Origin of the sequence: Treponema parvum (assembly GCF_017893965.1) — a bacterium.
GTDB lineage: Bacteria > Spirochaetota > Spirochaetia > Treponematales > Treponemataceae > Treponema_D > Treponema_D parvum.
This window is the reverse complement of record NZ_CP054142.1, coordinates 272,648-290,518: the sequence shown is the minus strand read 5'-3', so window position 1 is coordinate 290,518 and position 17,871 is coordinate 272,648. Positions and strand designations below refer to the sequence as shown.

The following is a 17,871-nucleotide window of genomic DNA, read 5'->3' as shown; positions in this document are numbered from 1 at the left end:
ACAACATTTTTTATGCTACACTTAAAACATGCCGTTGCTCGTTTTAAATAATTTACCGTGGTTTTGGCTCATCGTAGTTGTTCTCTGCATTGTGATAGAATCGCTTACTATGGCGCTCACGACGATTTGGTTTGCCTGCGGAGCTTTTGCGATGATTTTTTTGTCGCTCGCGCCGCTTCCGTTTAAGTGGCAGCTTTTTATTTTCGTTGCGGTTTCGCTTTTGCTGCTCGTTTTTACGCGGCCTCTTGCGGCAAAGAAATTTGCTAAAAAAACACCGACTAATGCGGACAGGCTTATCGGTAAAAAAATCCTTGTCGTGCAGCGCATAACGGAATTTGAAAAGGGCGCAATAAAAGCAGGAGACGTAGTGTGGACTGCGAGGTCGGAAAACGGAGATATTATTGAAGAAGGCGCCGAATGTAAAATCGTGCGGTTTGAAGGCAATACCGCAGTTGTGAAAAAAATTGGAGGAGAAACATGAATTTTTATGTTGTCATAGCGTTGGTTATTGTGGTGATGATTCTTATCATCACGAATATTCAAATCGTTCCGCAGGCGAGAGCCTTTGTGCTTGAGCGGCTCGGCACTTATATTACGACTTGGCAGACCGGGCTCCATGTAAAGACGCCGTTTATAGACCGCGTCGCAAACAGGGTGTCTCTTAAAGAGCGTGTGCTCGATTTTCCGCCGCAGCCTGTCATTACAAAAGACAACGTTACGATGAAAATAGACACCGTCGTTTACATGCAGATTACAGATGCGAAGCTCTACACCTACGGCGTTGAAAACCCCATGCTTGCGATCGAAAACTTAAGCGCGACTACGCTGCGCAATATCATCGGAGAATTGGACTTGGATGCGACGCTTACGAGCCGCGACGTCATCAACACGAAGATGCGTTCTATACTCGATGAAGCGACCGATCCGTGGGGTATAAAAGTAAACCGCGTTGAGGTAAAGAACATCATGCCGCCTGAAGCGATCCGCGAAGCGATGGAAAAGCAGATGAGGGCGGAACGCGAACGCCGGGAAAAGATCTTGATCGCAGAAGGGCAAAAACAATCCGAAATTCTTGTTGCCGAAGGCCAAAAACAGGCGCGCATCCTTGAAGCCGAGGCGCAAAAGCAGGCTACGATTCTTCACGCGGAAGCTGAAAAAGAAGCGCAGATACGCAAAGCCGAAGGCGAAGCTCAGGCTATCCGCGAAGTGCAGCAGGCTACTGCCGCCGGTTTGCAGATGATAAAAGACGTTCACATAGACGAAGCCGTCGTCAAACTGCGCAGCCTTGAAGCGCTTGAAAAAGCGGCGAATGGACAGGCTACAAAGATCATAGTTCCTGCGGATTTTCAAAATCTTGCGGGCGTTGTGTCGGCCGTGAGCGAAATAGGCAAAAAGTAAAAATGCAATATGTACGCGCCTAAGACGGAGCCGCTGTCGATCAGAGCTTATCACCGTATATTATCGCCCGAATCGCCTGATTTTATTGACGATTACATACGGCTTCCGATCTTACAGCGGCTTTCAGGTGTAGGACTTTTATGCGGCACCGATTGGACGCCTCTTTACCGAAACAGATTTTATTATTCCCGGCTTGATCACAGTGTCGGCGTGGCTCTTATACTTTGGCATTTTACACACGACAAAATACAGACGCTGGCCGGCCTTTTACATGACGTTTCAACGCCGGCTTTCAGCCATGTTGCGGATTTCAGAAACGGCGACGCGCTCACACAGGAATCGACTGAAAGCATAAATGCCGAAATGATAAAAAGCGATAAAGAACTATGCGGCCGCCTTCATGCCGACGGCATTCCGCCCGACAGCGTAGCCGACTATCACATTTATCCTTTGGCGGACAATAAACTGCCGCGCCTTTCTGCGGACAGACTCGAATACATGTTTCCTTCAGGCGCCGCTCTTGAAGGAAGCTGGAATCTTTTTGAAATTGCAAAAACGTACAACGATATCGTTCCCTGCGTAAATGAAGACGGAGAAGCCGAGCTTGGATTTAAGACAAAAGAAATTGCGGAAACATATTGCAAAAAATTCTGCCGCACGGGGCATCTTTTGCAGCTGAACGAAAACAAACTCGCTCTGCAACTTCTTGCAAAAATTGTCGATGAGGCGATAGAGATAGGCTTGCTTAAGGAAAGCGATTGCTACGAAAAAACGGAACGCGAGATTATTTTGCGTCTTGATTCGTGCCTTGATCCCGGCCTCGATTCCTATGCGAAAAAAAACGCCGGACAGCCGCCGCAATTCGCTGCCGACAAAACCTTGCACGCTGCCTTCATCCGTGAAGCCGGAGATTTTTCGCACAGGTTTTCCCGTATGGAAGAATTTATGAAACTCTACCGCACGTTCCGGACGATGACGCGCATCAAACATACTGAAAAAGAGCTCCCAAATCATTTTTGCGTGTCCCTTGACGTAAAAAAACGATATATAGACCCGCTTGTTTTATGCGGCGGATCGGGAACCGGCGGCACGTGCAATGCAAAACGCCTTAGCTGCATTTCAAAAAAAGCGGCAAAGCTCATAGAAAACTTTCTTTTATGGCGCGACACAAAATACGGGTGCGTCAAATATGTTTAACCGCGAGTTTTCAAAAAAACTCGCATATAGCGTGCGCGCATGCGCATAATTTCGGCCGCTGAATTTTAAGGAGGCGATTATGGAAAATTATTTGACGATCGGGCAAATGGCAAGGCTTAATCGCATTTCCGAACAGACGCTGCGCCTTTATGAAAAAAAAGGACTTTTAGTTCCTGCGGCAAGGGACGAATTGACCGGCTACCGCTTTTACGATATACGCCAAAGCGCCGTTTTGGACATGATCCGCTATATGAAGGCGCTCGGAATGAATCTTAAAGAGATCAAGATGCAGCTCAACGAAAAAGATATGTACTGTATGCATGAGATCCTGTTGCAGCGGCAAAATCAGATAGACAGAGCTATAGCGGATTTGAAATGCCAGCGGCGCGCGGTGCAGCGCACGCTTGAAAGTTTTGAGCGTTACAGTTATGCGCCGCCCGACGGAACGATCATTCTTGAGTATATCGGAAAGCGTTTTCTGTACATCGTCGACTCGGGAATAAACGTATACGACCACGATTTGGGCACTTACGAAAAGATGCTGCGGGATTTGAAAAACGAATTGGAAACGCACTGTCTTCCGCAGACATATTTTTACAATGCCGGAACTGTTTTACGAAAAGAAAATTTATTGAAAAAAAATTTTTATTCGTCGGAAGTGTTTGTCTTTGTCGACCGGCAATTCGTTCCCGAAGAATTTATCACTGTGTTAAATCCCGGCATGTATCTGTGCATCTATTGCGACAATTTTTATAAAGAAAAGGACTATATAAACCGCCTTCTTGAAGAAATACGCAAACGGCGTTACGTCATTTCAGGGGACTATCTTTGTGAAGAGATTTCCGACATCGCTATGGCATGGAAAAGCGAGCGGGACTTGTTTTTACGCCTGCAAATTCCTATTGCGTTCGAGGCCGGATAAGAAAGCTATGCCGGCACGGCCTTAACCGCCGCCTGCAGGGCAGCCGGTTCGTTCCGGCGTACCCGACGGAACAGTTGTCGCGGAAATCCCGCGGCAATTTTACACCTGTAAGCCCGCGGCAAATGCTGCCCACCACCATTCGTCAGGCGACCGCAGCGCCTTGCAACAAGCACAAAGCATGCGGGTGCAAAGTTCACGTACAAACGGCAGAACGCCGCACGCGCGCTGCAAAAATGTACGCGCATAAAAAAATAAAAAACTTGCATTCTGATATATTAGTATGTTATTATAGTCTGTAAGAGAAACGCTTATGCAAATGAAACGACTTACCGCCTCGGATCAGATATATGAGATATTGCGCTCGCAGATCCTTTTTTTGGAATTGAAACCCGGCGGAGATCTGAATATGCAAAAACTCCTTACACAGACGGGCATGAGCCGTTCTCCTCTACGAGATGCGCTTTTAAGACTGCAAAAAGATAATCTTGTCGAAATTTTCCCGCAAAGGGGATCCCGCATATCAAAAATTAACCTTAAGCAGGTGGAAGTCGAACGTTTTATGCGCTTAACGATGGAACTTGCCGTAGTCCCGTCGTTTGCGGAAATTTGCGCGAAGGAACATCTGTTTAAAATGCGCACGGCGATCGAATCCCAAAAAATCGCGCTGGAAAACAAAGATTACGCAGGATTTTTAAATAACGACGATTCGTTTCACAAAATAATATTTACCGAAACAGGAATGGAGCGACTGTGGAATATTTCACAGAATCAGTCGGGCAATTACAGACGCATACGCTTTTTGTCGGGCAATATTCCCGGAGTTTTAAATAAAATTTTAGACGAACACGAAATGATAATGGAAGCTTTTTCAAAAAAAGACGGCGAAAAAGCTCTGGAGCTTGAAAAAGCGCATCTTACCAAACTGCTCACGGAATTGGATATTATGACAAAAAAATATCCCGACTATTTTGAAGCCTAATTGTTCTGATTTTAATCAATACTTTAAGGAGGAGAATTTAATGACTTTATCTAAAGAAAGCATCAAAGACCGAAGCTTATGGGAAGCAAAAAAATATTTTGTGCCCGCCTTTGATCACGAAAAAATGATTTCTGCAACGAAAAAAGCGCCCGTATGGGTGCATTTCGGAGCGGGAAATATTTTCCGCGGATTTTCCGCCGTTTTAATGCAAACCTTGCTTGACAAGGGCGAAACGGAAAAAGGAATTATCGTAGGCGAAGGCTTCGACTACGACATCATAGACAAAATCTACACGCCCTACGACAATATTTCGCTGTTGGTAACGCTCAACGCCGACGGCAGCATAAGCAAAAAGATCGTAGCGTCGATAGCCGAAGCGTGGAAATGCGATTCTTCATTTAAAAAAGAATGGGATTCTTTCAAAGAAGTTTTTGCCAATCCGTCTTTGCAAATGGTAACATTTACAATTACTGAAAAAGGCTATGCGCTGGGTCAAGGAAATAATTTTTTTCCGTTTGTTGCCGCAGATTTTGAAGCGGGGCCTGAAGGTAAGCTCAACAGCATGATGAGCAAGATAACCGCACTTGTCTATCATCGCTTTAAAACATGCAAAGCGCCCGTCGCCTTAGTCAGCACGGACAACTGTTCGCACAACGGCGAAAAACTGCAAAACGCAGTTTTAGCCGTCGCAAAAAAATGGATTGAAAAGAAATTTTGCGAAAAAGAATTTATCACTTACCTTGAAAAAAACGTTTCTTTTCCCTGGTCGATGATCGATAAGATAACTCCGCGTCCGGACGCTTCCGTAAAAGCTATGCTTGAAAAAGACGGGTTTGACGATACGGAAGTCGTAGTTACGGGCAAAAATACTTATATCGCGCCCTTCGTAAATGCCGAAAAACCCGAATATCTTGTCATCGAAGACAATTTTCCGAACGGACGGCCGCCGCTTGAAAAAGCCGGCGTATATTTTACGGATAGAGACACCGTAAACAAAGTTGAAAAAATGAAGGTCTGCACCTGTTTAAATCCTCTGCACACCTGCCTTGCAGTTTACGGATGCCTTTTAGGCTATACCCTCATCGCCGACGAAATGAAAGATCCCGTGCTCAACAAGATGGTCAACATCATAGGCTATAAAGAAGGAATGCCCGTAGTCGTGAATCCCAAAATTCTCGATCCTAAGAAGTTTATAAAAGAAGTTCTCGAAGAGCGCATTCCAAATCCGTTTATGCCCGACACGCCCCAGCGCATCGCGACGGATACGAGCCAAAAACTGTCCATACGTTTCGGAGAAACCATAAAGGCGTATCTTGCGGATAAAAAACTTAACGTAAAAGACTTAAAACTTATTCCGCTTGTTTTTGCAGGCTGGCTGCGCTACCTTCTTGCAGTGGACGACGAAGGAAAGCCTTTTACCCCTTCCAGCGACCCGCGCCTTGAATCCTCGCAAAAATATCTGGAAGGCATAAAGCTTTCAAGCAAAGGCCCGTTTGACAAAGCTCTCAAGCCCTTGCTGAGCGACGAAACCTTATTCGGCGTAGACCTTTACAAGGCCGGTTTGGCTGACACCGTAACCGGATATTTTGCGGAACTTGTGGCAGGTCCGGGAGCTGTCAGAAAAACCCTTGAAAAATATGTAAAATAAGTTTCCCGCCTGAATTTAGCCTTGTTGAATTTAAGGCTGAATTTAGGCCGGATCGCAAAAACTGCACATGTGCCGTCTGATGCAGCGGGTTTGCCCCGCAGTACCGGGCGGTGCTGCGGCAATGCGCCGGGAGAAATCAAAAAATCAAAGCAAAATGGAAAGCGCACTTTATCTTATTCCCGTAACATTGGGGCAAACGCCTTACGAAAAAGTTTTACCGCCTTATAATCACGACATAATAACAGGCATAAAGCATTTTATAGTCGAAAACGTACGCTCCGCCTGCAAATTTCTTTCAAGGGTGGACAAGTGCGTCCGCACAGAAAACCTTGTCTTTTATGAGCTCAGCGAACACACCCGTAAAAATTCGATTCAAGACTATCTTGATCCTCTTGTAAACGGGCAGCCTATGGGGCTCATAAGCGAAGCAGGCTGTCCCGGCGTTGCGGATCCCGGTGCGGATATTATAGAAATCGCTCATAAAAAAGGCTTAAAAGTCGTTCCGCTTGTAGGGCCGTCGTCAATTCTTATGGCGCTTATGGCCAGCGGTTTTAGCGGGCAAAATTTTGCATTTAACGGATATTTGCCCGTTAAGACGCCCGAGCGGGAAGCTAAGCTTAGGCAGCTTGAAAACCGCGCGCGCAAAGAAGGTCAAACTCAGATATTTATTGAAACCCCGTACCGCAACAGACAGATGATGCAGTCCATTCTTGCCGTGTGCTCCCCTTCTACAAAGGTTTGTGTCGCAGCGGGAATTACCTGCCCTGAAGAATATGTAAAAACAAAAACCGCAGCCGAATGGAAAAAAACAAAACTTCCTGAAATAGACAGAGTGCCGGCAGTTTTTCTCTTATACAAATAACTTTCAGATCACTGTAAACCGTTCGATCTATAATAATGGCGCAGCCGCACGGGACGTGCGGCCTGCAAATAATGCCGACAGTTTTTGAAAAAAACCGATATTAAAAACCGCTTCCTTTGACGGTGGTTGAAAAACCTATCCCGTCAAACGAGTAAACGCTTTCAAAGCTTTCTCTTTCAAGGTCTATTACGACTACGCGGTCTTTTTGCACAATACTTCCAACTTCATCAGGTCTTGTATTATTTTTGTTTTCATCGTAAATGGCGCCGTCGTCCGCTATCCAAATCTTCTTTGATTTTAAAGCGAGTATTTTCTGCGGCCCGAAAAAGCCCTTGTTTTCATCGCTGGGCCACTGTCCGTATAAGTCTTTTATAACGAAATATGTAGTGTCATTATCAGGATCATACGTATTGAGATTATAAGCCATTTTAAAGTCAGCAAAAGACTTAGTTATATCATACGTCCAACCCAAGGCGCCTTTATTGCCAAAACTTTCGTCACGCGAAGGAGCGTCGTTAGCGTCCAATTTAACTTTTAACAGCGCCCCGGAGGACACGTCATTCGTTTGGGATGAGAGTGAATAAATCGGTCCACTAGGATAAGAATACAGAATGTACATTTCGTCTTCGTGTATGCGCACGTCCGTAACCTTTCGTGATCCTGAGAAATAACCTGAGGGATTAATAGTAGTAGAAGGATCGCCGGGTTTTTTGTCAATAACATTAAGCCCGTAGCCGCCTGTTCCGAGCGGGATGTTAGCGGTAGGTATGGGAGGCTGCGTAGTATTTGCCATAGATATAATCTCGCCATCCGAGTCATAGGTTTGACTGATCTTATATTTTTTGATCTCAATTTGGTTACTACCTTCATCATACTTTACCGTATAAAAAAGCCTTGAATCGCCAGGCGGCGTGAGTGTGTTGTCAAACTTGGCCCTTGAAACCGCCATAAATTCGTCGCCAGAAATCTTTATCTCCGCAGACGAAATTGTTTTCACTACCAGATGTCCGTCACCATTCCTAGCAGAAGAAAGATCACAAAAATATACGGTATTTAATGTGTCAGTGTTGGTCGCTTTTCGAGCTATAAATAAAACATTGTCATCGGCGCAGTAAATACGTTTTATAGGTCGTTGAGCTAGATCAAATAATTCTATTTCATCATCCAATTCAACCGGATTGTACCCTGACGCGGCGGATAAAAAGCTGTTATAGGTATATAAATTTCTTGCCGCATCAAATTCCATTACATAAAAAATACCGGGAATTTTGACTGATGGCAGACCGTACAGCGTCCTTGCAGCCGTATCTGCAATATAGAAATCCATATCATTGCTATTAGAATTCCACAGAACGATCGGCGGGGTCGTATACATGGGAAAGGCCGCGTTCGTGGTTTTTCCCGCCAAAACTCGGGCTGTAATGCTGCCGTACGCCAAGCGGGCTCTGCCGTCGTATGCGGATCCTCTTATTGTATAGGTTCCTTCTTCTATATCTGAAAAAGTAACCGAAGATCCGGCTGCTGCGGTTTGCTCCGCTACCACGGCGCCGTCTTTGATTAAAGTTACGGTATAGGTTTTAATATCATCCGTGTTTACCGCAAGCCTTGAAGCTCCTGCGGCGCTCCTTCCCGTCTGCGGCGAAGCTTCCGGCAAAACAACTCTCAGAGATCCTTTCCCCGAGTTGTTTTCAATTCCCAGAGCTTGAAACAAATTGCTGCACGATGTAAAAAGCAAAAAAACGGCCGACGCAAAAACCGTAATAATAGCAGGCTTTTTCATAAAATACCTCCAAACAATATTTTACGCCTTTACGCCTGCAAAACACATCAAAAACGGCGCTAGTTGCCAAACCACGACGCAGACAAAGGCTTTCTATCGGTATACTGATAAATTATAGCCCAAATACAAATTTTTTTCAATTATTACGTTGGCTGCTTCTTCGCATCGGACTGCAATGTCAGTATCATAATCATATTCCGACAATAACATATTCATCACCTCCCGTGATTTTCGTTGCAGGTATTCTCTTAAAATGTCATTTTGTATGCACTCTTTTATTGCGTTTTCAAAGCCGCGTTCTCTGTCGAGCGCAGTATGGCGGCGCACGGCTCCTACAAACATACTGTATTCTTCCAACGGTCTGCAAGCACGATGATTTTGTTATCGATCAGGCACGACACATCGTTAGAGAGCTTTGTATACATCGCCTGTTCAAGTTTGAGCGGCTTCAGTTCGGTTGAGCTGTCGAGGTGTGTGCCGTGCAGGAAGTAAACACGGCCACCCAAAAAAATAAGGAGAGCATTCAGAGATTGGCGGAAGAAGTTGGAAAGTTTAAGGTGTAAGTAACCTGCACGCGCCGGTCGGGTGCGGCAATTGGCCGCGCCGAGGAACAAAAATTTCAGCAACGTTACACACATGGCGCGCGGCTTACCGAAGCGCGGATATTCCTTATTTTCCTTATCATATAACGGCAGATGTTAATTTTTTTTCGAACTTTTCCAGTTTTCCAATTTCAATAGCGGAATATTCTTAAAATGCTTTGTGTTGTTCGTTACTAAAATCAAGTCATTGTAAATTGCCGTAGCTGCAATACATAAATCCATATCTTCTATTCGTATTGCTTTTGCATACATTTTTGCTTTTATATCCGCAAAAATTTCCATAACACCGACATTTAATTCTTCAATGGGATAGATTTCACGAATGCGATTTACTTTTATCATATTTTTTTGTTCATTCTGTGAATGTTTTGCGCCGAATACAAGCTCTGCATAAGAAATCATCGAAATGGAAATAGGAATATTTTTGTTTTCCTCGAATTTAGACAATACGGTCTTGTCGCCTCGCAGTGCAAATATTATGATGTCGGTATCAATCAAATATGCCATCTAAAGCCTCAAATCTTGGTGAATTGCGACGGGATGTTCTTATGTCGTCAATAATTTCTTCTGCGCTTCTTGCATCTTCCCATGAGCCTGAAAGTTTTAAAAATTCTTCCGTGGCATTTTTTGTTTTTACAGGAACGGAAGTAAAATAATTTTGTAAAATATTAACGACTTGCTGACTGATTGAACGGTTATCGCGTTTTGCAGCAAATTTTAATCTGTCGTATAAGCGGTCATCCATATCACGGACCTGTAATATTGCCATACCATACCCCTGTGTATAGTATATGACGATCTGCATGAAATATCAAGCAAAATTCATTATTTCTTTTTTCATTTTCGACGCCGGCAGTTCATCATACATCGCGTTAAGCAAGCCCGTTATAAATACTTTGTCCTCAACTCCGTCTACTAAAAGCATTTCTTTTGCGCCCGGGTACGGCAATTCATAAGAAGCGTTCGGCATATACGTAAGCGCCGCAGGAACCGTAAAAATTATCAGGAGAGGTAGTTTAATTATACCTTGATTATGTTTCTTTTATCATCTTCAATAATGACCGCTTGGGAGTTGTTGATTGCGCATATTTCGAGCGTCGGAAAGGCTTGCATGATTTGCTCAGTAGCTTTTTTGAACGGCGCGGTAAGATAATGCGGCAGGATATAAAAATCGATAAGCTTTAGTCCCGCATAGTCGCTTTGCGAATAATCTTCCGGAATCGGATCCATTTTCTCAATATAAGAAATTGTCGGTGCGCATACGATAGCCCCTGCCGACTCTCCGATAAATAATTTCCCTTTTTCCAGCTGCCGTTTTAAAAGTTTATCCGTTCCGGTTTTTCTTAAGCAGTCGATGAGGAAAAACGAATTACCTCCGGTAAAATAAATAACATCGGCATCGTCAAACAGCGTTTTTATTTTTGAAAATTCTTCGGTCGAAATATCGGTTTCCGTCAGCAAGGCGCCCGCTTTTTTGAATAATTTACGCGCCGAACCGACATATCCCGTATACCCTTCGTGCAGCGATGCGGTAGGAATAAAAACAACTTTTTTCCCCGCAATTTGCTCTTCAACGGCGGAGCCGACACTTGAAAAATGTGAACATAAAAATAAACGCATGGTTTGCAGTCTCCTTTGTATAAGGCTCCCCATAATATCATAAGTAGCAGCGGTTGTCAGGATAAAGTTTTCAGGCCGTATTTTTTATAATTTGCAACCTGAGTGTCAACGGATAAAAAACAGTAATCGGATTTTATCGATTGCCAAATCATAATGCGATTAAACGGATCTTTGTGTTCTATCGGTAATTTGTAAAAACTGATTAACTCATCATTTTTTAGTAGCCTGCATTTTAAAAAACTGTTTTTTACTTCTTCATAGAATTCTTCCGGTTTCATTCCTTTTAAGGATAATTTTCCCATATTATATTTTATTGCGATTTCCCATAAACTGGCCTGACTGTAAAAAACCTCATTTTCATCCGCCAATAGTTTTGGATAAACGGAAGGAGATATTTTACTTGTATCGATAAAAGCCCATAATAAATAATGCGTATCCAATAGAATTTTCATATATTAATAAGCTCTTCATCGGACATAGCCCAATTCTCGCTGAATTCGACTTTTACCTTTCCTTCCAGTGTACCGAGTTTTCGTGCTTTTATTTTTTTATATTCTTCGATCGGAACAATTACAGCTATGGTTTCCTGTTTTCGACCGAACGCAATACCGACTTCGCTTCCCGATTCCACTTCTTTTAAAAGCGCAGAGAAATTCGCTCGTACTTTTGCTACCGGTAATGTTTTCATACAAATATAATACCGTTTATGTACAACATAGTCAAGTTGTACATATATATTAGATACTCTCCCGGTAAATTCAAAACAATGCTGGTCGATACGGCAGAAAAGTTGGAATCGCCGCTCGGATTTATTGCATTGCTCATTCAGTTACTGCGTTACATGGGTCGTCTTACAAAAGATCGGTACCTTATAACCTTGTCCAGCAAGCAAAACCAACGCATAGCGATCCCGGCTGTTTCTAGGCAGAATACTTTCTTTCTTTTTCTGTACATCGCTTCGCACAGCAGAAAAAACATGAATAAATTCGAAAAAATGTCACAAACACAGATTAAGCAAATGTTAGGATGACTGCCTTTCGGACAGCAAAGCGAATCCCTCTCCTACGAAGAGCATAGGATATTAACCCCTCCGCACGAATAAAACTGTATATATTAACGTCTTATTTTAAGCGTTATAAATAAATAGAAAATTTTTTATTAATAAATATGCCAACAAATATACCAACATACTTGTCAATACTTGTCTTTTGTGTTATATTATTAATGGAGATTTATCTATGAATGCAGTAAATTCAATTAATATATTAGATTCCATAATTCCTATAAGTCGTTTTAATAAAGGTGAGGCGAATAAAATATTTACAGAAGTTAAAAATAACGGAATAAAAATCGTTGTAAAAAATAATACTCCGGAATGTGTTTTGATAAGTCCTAAAGACTATCAAGCGCTAATCGAGCAATATGAAGACGCTTTATTGATGGCTGAGGCAAACAATAGATTATCAAATAATGTAGTGTATATTTCACATAATGATATTCTAAGCGATTTAAACATAAATGAACAAGACCTAGAAAACATTGATGTCGAATTGGAGTAATCAATGTGGAAAATATTATACCATCCAGAGGCAAAACAAGAACTAAAAAAATTAGATGGATCACAACAAAAAATAGTATTAAAAGCAATAATCAAGGTTGCACAAAATCCTGAGTCTAATATGAAAGGCGGTTATGGTAAACCGCTTGGAAATAAAGGTGGAAATAATTTAAGTGGATTATTCAAGATTAAACTAAAAGGGTTAGGATTAAGAATAGTTTATAAGTTAGAACAAGAGGCTTTAGATAATATAATGAAAATCATTGTGATTTCCGTGCGAGAAGACAATGAAGTATATGAAATTGCAGCAAAAAGGGAGTCAAGATAAGCAGCGGGAGAAAAACAATGAAAAATAAAACAAATTATGATTTACGAGTTGCATGGAAAAATACCTCAAAATAGCAGTTTTATTTATTCTGAAGATATTCTGACGAGTACTGTCTTTGGAAATATAAGATATTTTAATTCAAGTTCGTTAATTAATGATTTCCTCTCAAAAGCAACTGATTTAAAAGGTAATAGTTTTAATTACCATTTTTCAGATAATATCCAAATAAATTTTTGGAAGAAATTTTCAAATAAAACAAAAGCTCAGATTGATACTGTACAATAAAGTTCGCAATTTGGGGTAGAAAAAAGCCATTGAAAATTCCAGAATGTTGGTTAGCACACTAACAAAAAAGGAACAAACAATGGCCAAGAAGAACGATACTGCATTTTTTGAAAAAAAACTACTGGATTTTGTAACGTCAACAGATCCTATGTTGGAAATGCTCCAGTGGGTAATGGACAAGTTCATGGAGATTGAAGTTGCGCATAAGACCGGAGCTGAAAAAGGGATTCACGCGCAAAGCCGCACCGGTTACAGATGCGGCTACAGAATCCGCCGCTTTGATACACGGCTCGGGACAGTTTATCTTTCGGTTCCCAAAATACGACAGGGCGGCTATATCCCGTTCTTTGTGACGGAGAAGAAACGCAGCGAACAGGCGCTCATTCAGGTCGTGCAGGAATGCTGGCTGAACGGAGTATCAACGCGCAAGATTGAGCATATAGCGAAGAAACTCGGAATTGAAAGCCTGAGCGCCTCTGAGGTCAGCCGGATAAACAGTTCTCTTGACCAGATGGTCGATGAGTTCCGTAAGCGCAGGCTGGAAGCAGAGTATCCGGTAATCTGGGTAGACGCTCTTTATGAAAAGATTCGTGACAACCACAGAATTACCAACAAGGCCGTGATGGTAATTAAGGCGGTAAATCTTGAAGGGCAGCAGGAAATTCTTGCTGTGGAGCCTATGGAAAATGAATCTGAAGAGACATATTCAGCTCTTTTCAGAAAGCTCCGGGAACGCGGACTTGAGAAAGTCTGGCTGTGCGTTTCCGATGCACACAAGGGGCTTCAGGCGGCGATACGCAAAACCATGCCTGAAACTACATGGCAGAGGTGTAAGGTTCATTTCATGCGGAATATACTTGCATATGTTCGGCAGAAAGACAAGGAAAAAGTTGGTGCAAGGCTGAAGCTTATCCGGAAAGTTCCTGATGAAAAATCGGCAAGAGCACTGAAGGATGATTTCTGCGAGGAATATGAAAAATCATTTCCCAAGGCAGTAGAATGTCTTGAAGAAGGATTTGAAGATTCCGTTCAATTTTACGCTTTTGAGGAACTGGACAGTCGTAAGATTTCAAGCACTAGCACGCTTGAACGGCTTAACCGTGAAATCCGGCGAAGGTCATCTGTTGTCGGCATTTTTCCGTCAACGAATGCTTATATAAGGCTGATAACAAGCTATCTGCTTGAGTATTCAGAGGACTGGCAGACTGAGCGTTGCTACATAAATGCCACTTCAATAAAAGTTCAAAAGGAAATTCTGTTTAACGCAGCATGATGGATTTATGACTTTTTTCAAAAACAAAATTGCGAACTAAAATTGACACAATCCTCAGATTAATGAACCTGATTTAGTTTTAGAAGATAAGAATAGTATTTTAATAATAGAATGTAAGTACCATTCTCCTTTGGATGAAAATTTTTCAGAAAGTGAGAATGATTACACAAATCAACTTTTGCGATATTCGACAATCATAGAAGATTATTATTCCGAGAAAAAAAACAAAAATATCATTTTTCTAACATTGAAAGATTATGATGTTGAAACTTGTTTGGAAAAAACTCGGAAAAAATTATCACCTGAAATTGGTTTATATTGGCTCTGCTGGGAAGAATTGTTTTTATGTTTAAAAAAATACAAAGATAAAACATTAAAAAGTATAAAACTTATGTAAACTCACATAACACCTGCTTCAACATGACATTACTTTTGACACAGCAATACGTGTTAAACAGATGTTAGGTGGATTACCCGTTGATTTAATTTACATTACTGAAAAAATAATTGAATTTTAGACTTTAATGCTGCATTTTGCTTATGGAAAGAAAGAGAGATTTCTGTTTTTATACCTACCCCACACTTTTTATCTTTTCTTTTTCATTTTCGGTACCGGCAGTTCATCATACATCGCGTTAAACAAGCCCGTTATAAATGCTTTGTCCTCAACTCCGTCTACTAAAAGCATTTCTTTTGCGCCCGGGTACGGCAATTCGTAAGAAGCGTTCGGCATATACATAACTGCCGACGGTACCGCTTTTACGAGCAATCGATCATCGTATATACCGCCGACGATTTTACCCCGATAATAGATAATAAATTCTCCCATCATCGCCCGACAGTTTATATCTTCCAGTTCGGACAGTTGGTCTAAAATAAAATCCAAATATTCTTTACTCGACGGCATAATTTTCTCCATCACTTTCCGTCCTTTTGGAAATAAAGCGCTGTATCCAATTATCAAGAAAGTGCATTTGCTCTTTCGTATGAAACCGATGTTCCCCGTCTTTCATAACAGTAAGCGTTGCACCGATTCGATGTGCAAATTCGGAAATTATTTTAAAAGATGTCAAATTGTCTTTTGCGCCGTAGAGAATATGTGTCGGCGCCGTCCAATGGACAGGATGTTCCCTTGCATAGCAAAGATATTCCCACGAAAGTTTTTCCCCAAATGGTGTATCGAATTCGCCTTTATCGCGGAGTTCGTTTTCGTTTACATTTGCCTTCGTCATCATGTTTATAATCAGGTTTTCCATGTTCACAACGGGAGAAATAAAATACGCTTTTTCTATCGGCATATCCGATAAAGCGTGCATGGCAAAAAACGCGCCGATACTGTCCGCTATGATCGTCACGGATTTACAGTTTTTAAAAACGGAATCAAAATACGGCGGGAATTCTTTTTTTGCTTCCCACGGAGATTGGGACCTGTAATCAAAACCGATAACATCGCCGTCTGCAAAAAGCGCTTGATAATGCGAGGCTTCTTTTGCGCTCCCGCCTTTTCCGTGTATGTATATGATTGCGTTTTTCATAATTACGCACCATTCAGGCTGACTTTTATTTTCTAAATAACTCAGAATGTGAACCGGCTCTATGCAACATAAGAACAAGGACGTCATTTAGATGCTCATACACAAGAAGCCAATCAGGATCTATGTGGCACTCCCTTGTTCCCTTATACTTTCCCGACAAGGCATGATCTCTATACTTTGCTTCAAGAGGTTTCCCATGCACAAGTAAATCGATAACGCCAAACAACTTATTTAAGTTTCGATTTTGTTTTTCTGCACGTTTAATATCTTTTTTGAATTGAGTTGTAAATTTTACTTCATATTTCATACTTCCAGTGCTTTTCTTAAATCGCTTATATTTGAATATCCTTTTACACTGTCATCATAAGCAATCTTTCTTCCTTCTGTTATTGCCGATTCCGTAAGATTGTTCGGAATATCCAATCTTAAAGTGAAAGGAATGCCATTTTCCCTGAGTGCCGTTCGCAAAAACATATTTACAGCCGCCGTCATAGTAAGCCCAAGCTCAGAAAAAAGCGCTTCCGCACGGTCTTTAATATCTTTATCGGTTCTAATATTGAGATTTGTAGTTGTCACTTGTTAGCCCCCGTTTATATATACATTATGCTTGTTTTTCTGTCTGTTGTCAACATGTTGTCATCATTTAATAATATGATATAAAGATGATAGACGCAATTCCTTTTTTACATGCTATAGACGAAGTGCTATATAGTAATCGGTAACTTTGCGTTTGTATTTTGAGAAAACCGTGCTACAATAAAAATCCACACCATTATTTTAAAAACAAGCGCGGTACCGTCAGAAAATTCACCGCCGTTACACTCCATTAAGCCTTCATAGCTAGACGAATGGGAAATTTCGAGTTTTGTCAAACTCGAAATCGAACCTAAAAGGCCGAATTTCACTGCCGTCGGAAATTCTGATGATACCGCTTGAAGCTTCGTATTTTATTTTATAAAAAGTTTTTTTACGTCAAACTTATTGTCAATCATTCCGGAAGCGTACATAAAGTCAGCAGTTTTTTGCCAGCCTTCCATATCCGCCTGCGTAAGTTCCGTTGAAAAATCGTAAGCTGAAGACATGTCTTTTACAGCCTGCTCCGTAAGTCCAAGATATTTTGCCGTTGTTGCAAACGCTTGGTCTTTGTTTTTTGCTATGTAGTCTGCAATTTTTTTCTGTGCCGAAGCCACTTTTTTTATCACATCAGGATTTTGCTTATAAAATTTTTCCGTTGTTGCAACTGCAATAATTGCGGCAATGTATCCGTCGCCGTCCGTAATCTTATGGTAGCCCTGAGCACCCGCATTATAGGCTGCGGCGCCGGCAAGAAGCGCTACATCGATGCTGCCGCCGTCCAAAGCGGCTTTTGCAGCGGGAATTCCCATGCTCACATAGCTGACATCCGTGATTTTCATTCCTGCAGAAGCCAGATATGCCGTTAAAAATTCGTGAAGATTTGTTCCGGCGGGACCTGCAATCTTTTTTCCTCTAAGCGATTCAGGGGAATTGAGCGAAGCGTCCTTTGAATACAGACAGAACGCTTTAGGCGCACGGCTGTACATGTTAAGAACTTTGATATCCGCGCCGTTTGCTGCAGAAAGTATTACGGAAGAACCGCCTACAGCGTACAAAACCTGTACGTCACCTGAAGCAAGAGCCTGGGTCTGTTCCGCGCCGGAAGTGATTTCCGCGTATTCCACCGGAGTCCCCTTAAACTCATTTGCAAAAATCTTCTGATCTTTTTCAATGATTGAAGGAATATTAAGCGGAGAAGTTACATAAGTGAACGTAAGCTTCTTTAATTCTTTTGCCTTGGCAAAAACTACTGACGACGTTGCCATTAATACTGCCGCCGACAACACAATGATAAGTTTTTTCATATAA

24 protein-coding genes and 2 pseudogenes are annotated in these 17,871 nt (G+C 41.9%); 12 read left to right on the top strand and 14 right to left on the bottom strand.

Going from position 1 to position 17,871, the window contains the following annotated elements; genetic code table 11:
- The first annotated feature begins 28 nt into the window (after positions 1 to 28).
- The 7 genes from HRQ91_RS01335 (at position 29) to HRQ91_RS01305 (ending at position 7,006) form a co-directional block, all read left to right on the top strand.
- Positions 29 to 481 carry an NfeD family protein gene (locus tag HRQ91_RS01335; RefSeq protein WP_210119928.1) on the top strand — a complete coding sequence of 151 codons (453 nt, stop codon included), beginning with the start codon at positions 29 to 31 and terminating at the stop codon, positions 479 to 481.
- Complete coding sequence (locus HRQ91_RS01330; protein WP_210119927.1) at positions 478 to 1,398, top strand: SPFH domain-containing protein; 921 nt, start codon at positions 478 to 480, stop codon at positions 1,396 to 1,398. The genes HRQ91_RS01335 and HRQ91_RS01330 overlap by 4 nt, the downstream gene beginning before the upstream one ends.
- A gap of 9 nt (positions 1,399 to 1,407) precedes the next feature.
- Positions 1,408 to 2,595: an HD domain-containing protein gene (locus tag HRQ91_RS01325; protein WP_210119926.1), complete on the top strand. Its 1,188-nt coding sequence runs from the start codon at positions 1,408 to 1,410 to the stop codon at positions 2,593 to 2,595.
- Positions 2,596 to 2,674: 79 nt separating this feature from the next.
- Complete coding sequence (locus HRQ91_RS01320) at positions 2,675 to 3,517, top strand: MerR family transcriptional regulator (protein ID WP_210119925.1); 843 nt, start codon at positions 2,675 to 2,677, stop codon at positions 3,515 to 3,517.
- Between the two features lie 310 nt (positions 3,518 to 3,827).
- Positions 3,828 to 4,496, top strand: a complete 669-nt coding sequence (locus tag HRQ91_RS01315; protein WP_210119924.1) for a GntR family transcriptional regulator — start codon at positions 3,828 to 3,830, stop codon at positions 4,494 to 4,496.
- Between the two features lie 40 nt (positions 4,497 to 4,536).
- Positions 4,537 to 6,144 carry a mannitol dehydrogenase family protein gene (locus tag HRQ91_RS01310; RefSeq protein ID WP_210119923.1) on the top strand — a complete coding sequence of 536 codons (1,608 nt, stop codon included), beginning with the start codon at positions 4,537 to 4,539 and terminating at the stop codon, positions 6,142 to 6,144.
- Between the two features lie 154 nt (positions 6,145 to 6,298).
- Entirely contained in the window at positions 6,299 to 7,006 is a 708-nt protein-coding gene (locus HRQ91_RS01305) for an SAM-dependent methyltransferase (RefSeq protein WP_210119922.1), read from the top strand.
- A gap of 100 nt (positions 7,007 to 7,106) precedes the next feature.
- Here HRQ91_RS01305 and HRQ91_RS01300 read toward each other — a convergent pair whose 3' ends face one another.
- The 9 genes and pseudogenes from HRQ91_RS01300 to HRQ91_RS01265 all read right to left on the bottom strand — a co-directional run bounded on the left by HRQ91_RS01300 (position 7,107) and on the right by HRQ91_RS01265 (position 11,696).
- On the bottom strand, positions 7,107 to 8,786 hold the full coding sequence (locus HRQ91_RS01300) for a hypothetical protein (protein ID WP_210119921.1): 1,680 nt from the start codon (positions 8,784 to 8,786) through the stop codon (positions 7,107 to 7,109).
- Positions 8,787 to 8,918: 132 nt separating this feature from the next.
- A pseudogene (locus tag HRQ91_RS11825) lies at positions 8,919 to 9,158 on the bottom strand (hypothetical protein); the annotation flags it as partial.
- A complete protein-coding gene (locus HRQ91_RS11820; RefSeq protein ID WP_420832851.1) occupies positions 9,119 to 9,424 on the bottom strand; it encodes a hypothetical protein in 306 nt (101 codons plus the stop codon). The gene HRQ91_RS11820 and the pseudogene HRQ91_RS11825, both read right to left, overlap by 40 nt.
- Before the next feature lie 60 nt (positions 9,425 to 9,484).
- A complete protein-coding gene (locus tag HRQ91_RS01290; protein WP_210119920.1) occupies positions 9,485 to 9,895 on the bottom strand; it encodes a type II toxin-antitoxin system VapC family toxin in 411 nt (136 codons plus the stop codon).
- On the bottom strand, positions 9,879 to 10,157 hold the full coding sequence (locus tag HRQ91_RS01285) for an antitoxin (protein WP_210117292.1): 279 nt from the start codon (positions 10,155 to 10,157) through the stop codon (positions 9,879 to 9,881). Before HRQ91_RS01285 ends, HRQ91_RS01290 begins: the two co-directional genes overlap by 17 nt.
- 42 nt (positions 10,158 to 10,199) lie before the next feature.
- Positions 10,200 to 10,370 (bottom strand): annotated as a pseudogene (locus HRQ91_RS01280) (TfoX/Sxy family protein); the annotation flags it as partial.
- Between the two features lie 38 nt (positions 10,371 to 10,408).
- Entirely contained in the window at positions 10,409 to 11,008 is a 600-nt protein-coding gene (locus HRQ91_RS01275; RefSeq protein ID WP_210119919.1) for a Type 1 glutamine amidotransferase-like domain-containing protein, read from the bottom strand.
- A gap of 56 nt (positions 11,009 to 11,064) precedes the next feature.
- A complete protein-coding gene (locus tag HRQ91_RS01270; protein ID WP_210119918.1) occupies positions 11,065 to 11,460 on the bottom strand; it encodes a type II toxin-antitoxin system VapC family toxin in 396 nt (131 codons plus the stop codon).
- A complete protein-coding gene (locus tag HRQ91_RS01265; protein ID WP_210117294.1) occupies positions 11,457 to 11,696 on the bottom strand; it encodes a type II toxin-antitoxin system Phd/YefM family antitoxin in 240 nt (79 codons plus the stop codon). The genes HRQ91_RS01270 and HRQ91_RS01265 overlap by 4 nt, the downstream gene beginning before the upstream one ends.
- A gap of 550 nt (positions 11,697 to 12,246) precedes the next feature.
- Here HRQ91_RS01265 and HRQ91_RS01260 point away from each other — a divergent pair.
- The 5 genes from HRQ91_RS01260 (at position 12,247) to HRQ91_RS01240 (ending at position 14,849) form a co-directional block, all read left to right on the top strand.
- Positions 12,247 to 12,567 carry a type II toxin-antitoxin system Phd/YefM family antitoxin gene (locus tag HRQ91_RS01260; RefSeq protein ID WP_210119917.1) on the top strand — a complete coding sequence of 107 codons (321 nt, stop codon included), beginning with the start codon at positions 12,247 to 12,249 and terminating at the stop codon, positions 12,565 to 12,567.
- Between the two features lie 3 nt (positions 12,568 to 12,570).
- A complete protein-coding gene (locus HRQ91_RS01255; RefSeq protein ID WP_210119916.1) occupies positions 12,571 to 12,894 on the top strand; it encodes a type II toxin-antitoxin system RelE family toxin in 324 nt (107 codons plus the stop codon).
- 36 nt (positions 12,895 to 12,930) lie between these two features.
- Entirely contained in the window at positions 12,931 to 13,179 is a 249-nt protein-coding gene (locus HRQ91_RS01250) for a hypothetical protein (protein ID WP_210119915.1), read from the top strand.
- 79 nt (positions 13,180 to 13,258) lie between these two features.
- Entirely contained in the window at positions 13,259 to 14,452 is a 1,194-nt protein-coding gene (locus tag HRQ91_RS01245) for an IS256 family transposase (RefSeq protein WP_210119914.1), read from the top strand.
- Positions 14,453 to 14,582: 130 nt separating this feature from the next.
- Entirely contained in the window at positions 14,583 to 14,849 is a 267-nt protein-coding gene (locus HRQ91_RS01240; RefSeq protein ID WP_210119913.1) for a hypothetical protein, read from the top strand.
- Between the two features lie 189 nt (positions 14,850 to 15,038).
- On the opposite strand, the gene HRQ91_RS01235 is transcribed toward HRQ91_RS01240, so the two are convergent.
- The 5 genes from HRQ91_RS01235 to HRQ91_RS01215 form a co-directional block, all read right to left on the bottom strand.
- On the bottom strand, positions 15,039 to 15,359 hold the full coding sequence (locus HRQ91_RS01235; protein WP_210119912.1) for a TfoX/Sxy family protein: 321 nt from the start codon (positions 15,357 to 15,359) through the stop codon (positions 15,039 to 15,041).
- On the bottom strand, positions 15,346 to 15,987 hold the full coding sequence (locus HRQ91_RS01230; RefSeq protein ID WP_210119911.1) for an alpha/beta hydrolase: 642 nt from the start codon (positions 15,985 to 15,987) through the stop codon (positions 15,346 to 15,348). Before HRQ91_RS01230 ends, HRQ91_RS01235 begins: the two co-directional genes overlap by 14 nt.
- A gap of 25 nt (positions 15,988 to 16,012) precedes the next feature.
- Positions 16,013 to 16,294, bottom strand: a complete 282-nt coding sequence (locus tag HRQ91_RS01225; protein WP_210117298.1) for a type II toxin-antitoxin system YafQ family toxin — start codon at positions 16,292 to 16,294, stop codon at positions 16,013 to 16,015.
- Entirely contained in the window at positions 16,291 to 16,563 is a 273-nt protein-coding gene (locus HRQ91_RS01220; RefSeq protein WP_210117299.1) for a type II toxin-antitoxin system RelB/DinJ family antitoxin, read from the bottom strand. Before HRQ91_RS01220 ends, HRQ91_RS01225 begins: the two co-directional genes overlap by 4 nt.
- 371 nt (positions 16,564 to 16,934) lie before the next feature.
- Positions 16,935 to 17,867 (bottom strand): ABC transporter substrate-binding protein, encoded by a 933-nt coding sequence (locus HRQ91_RS01215; protein WP_210119910.1) that lies wholly within the window; start codon positions 17,865 to 17,867, stop codon positions 16,935 to 16,937.
- Positions 17,868 to 17,871 lie beyond the last annotated feature (4 nt).

Excerpts from the sequence above, each read along its gene's own strand:
- HRQ91_RS01335 (WP_210119928.1), top strand. The coding sequence starts at position 29 with ATGCCGTTGCTCGTTTTAAATAATTTACCGTGGTTTTGGCTCATCGTA.
- HRQ91_RS01330 (WP_210119927.1), top strand. The coding sequence starts at position 478 with ATGAATTTTTATGTTGTCATAGCGTTGGTTATTGTGGTGATGATTCTT.
- HRQ91_RS01325 (WP_210119926.1), top strand. The coding sequence starts at position 1,408 with ATGTACGCGCCTAAGACGGAGCCGCTGTCGATCAGAGCTTATCACCGT.
- HRQ91_RS01320 (WP_210119925.1), top strand. The coding sequence starts at position 2,675 with ATGGAAAATTATTTGACGATCGGGCAAATGGCAAGGCTTAATCGCATT.
- HRQ91_RS01315 (WP_210119924.1), top strand. The coding sequence starts at position 3,828 with ATGCAAATGAAACGACTTACCGCCTCGGATCAGATATATGAGATATTG.
- HRQ91_RS01310 (WP_210119923.1), top strand. The coding sequence starts at position 4,537 with ATGACTTTATCTAAAGAAAGCATCAAAGACCGAAGCTTATGGGAAGCA.
- HRQ91_RS01305 (WP_210119922.1), top strand. The coding sequence starts at position 6,299 with ATGGAAAGCGCACTTTATCTTATTCCCGTAACATTGGGGCAAACGCCT.
- HRQ91_RS01300 (WP_210119921.1), bottom strand. The coding sequence starts at position 8,786 with ATGAAAAAGCCTGCTATTATTACGGTTTTTGCGTCGGCCGTTTTTTTG.
- HRQ91_RS11820 (WP_420832851.1), bottom strand. The coding sequence starts at position 9,424 with ATGTGTGTAACGTTGCTGAAATTTTTGTTCCTCGGCGCGGCCAATTGC.
- HRQ91_RS01290 (WP_210119920.1), bottom strand. The coding sequence starts at position 9,895 with ATGGCATATTTGATTGATACCGACATCATAATATTTGCACTGCGAGGC.
- HRQ91_RS01285 (WP_210117292.1), bottom strand. The coding sequence starts at position 10,157 with ATGGCAATATTACAGGTCCGTGATATGGATGACCGCTTATACGACAGA.
- HRQ91_RS01275 (WP_210119919.1), bottom strand. The coding sequence starts at position 11,008 with ATGCGTTTATTTTTATGTTCACATTTTTCAAGTGTCGGCTCCGCCGTT.
- HRQ91_RS01270 (WP_210119918.1), bottom strand. The coding sequence starts at position 11,460 with ATGAAAATTCTATTGGATACGCATTATTTATTATGGGCTTTTATCGAT.
- HRQ91_RS01265 (WP_210117294.1), bottom strand. The coding sequence starts at position 11,696 with ATGAAAACATTACCGGTAGCAAAAGTACGAGCGAATTTCTCTGCGCTT.
- HRQ91_RS01260 (WP_210119917.1), top strand. The coding sequence starts at position 12,247 with ATGAATGCAGTAAATTCAATTAATATATTAGATTCCATAATTCCTATA.
- HRQ91_RS01255 (WP_210119916.1), top strand. The coding sequence starts at position 12,571 with ATGTGGAAAATATTATACCATCCAGAGGCAAAACAAGAACTAAAAAAA.
- HRQ91_RS01250 (WP_210119915.1), top strand. The coding sequence starts at position 12,931 with ATGATTTACGAGTTGCATGGAAAAATACCTCAAAATAGCAGTTTTATT.
- HRQ91_RS01245 (WP_210119914.1), top strand. The coding sequence starts at position 13,259 with ATGGCCAAGAAGAACGATACTGCATTTTTTGAAAAAAAACTACTGGAT.
- HRQ91_RS01235 (WP_210119912.1), bottom strand. The coding sequence starts at position 15,359 with ATGCCGTCGAGTAAAGAATATTTGGATTTTATTTTAGACCAACTGTCC.
- HRQ91_RS01230 (WP_210119911.1), bottom strand. The coding sequence starts at position 15,987 with ATGAAAAACGCAATCATATACATACACGGAAAAGGCGGGAGCGCAAAA.
- HRQ91_RS01225 (WP_210117298.1), bottom strand. The coding sequence starts at position 16,294 with ATGAAATATGAAGTAAAATTTACAACTCAATTCAAAAAAGATATTAAA.
- HRQ91_RS01215 (WP_210119910.1), bottom strand. The coding sequence starts at position 17,867 with ATGAAAAAACTTATCATTGTGTTGTCGGCGGCAGTATTAATGGCAACG.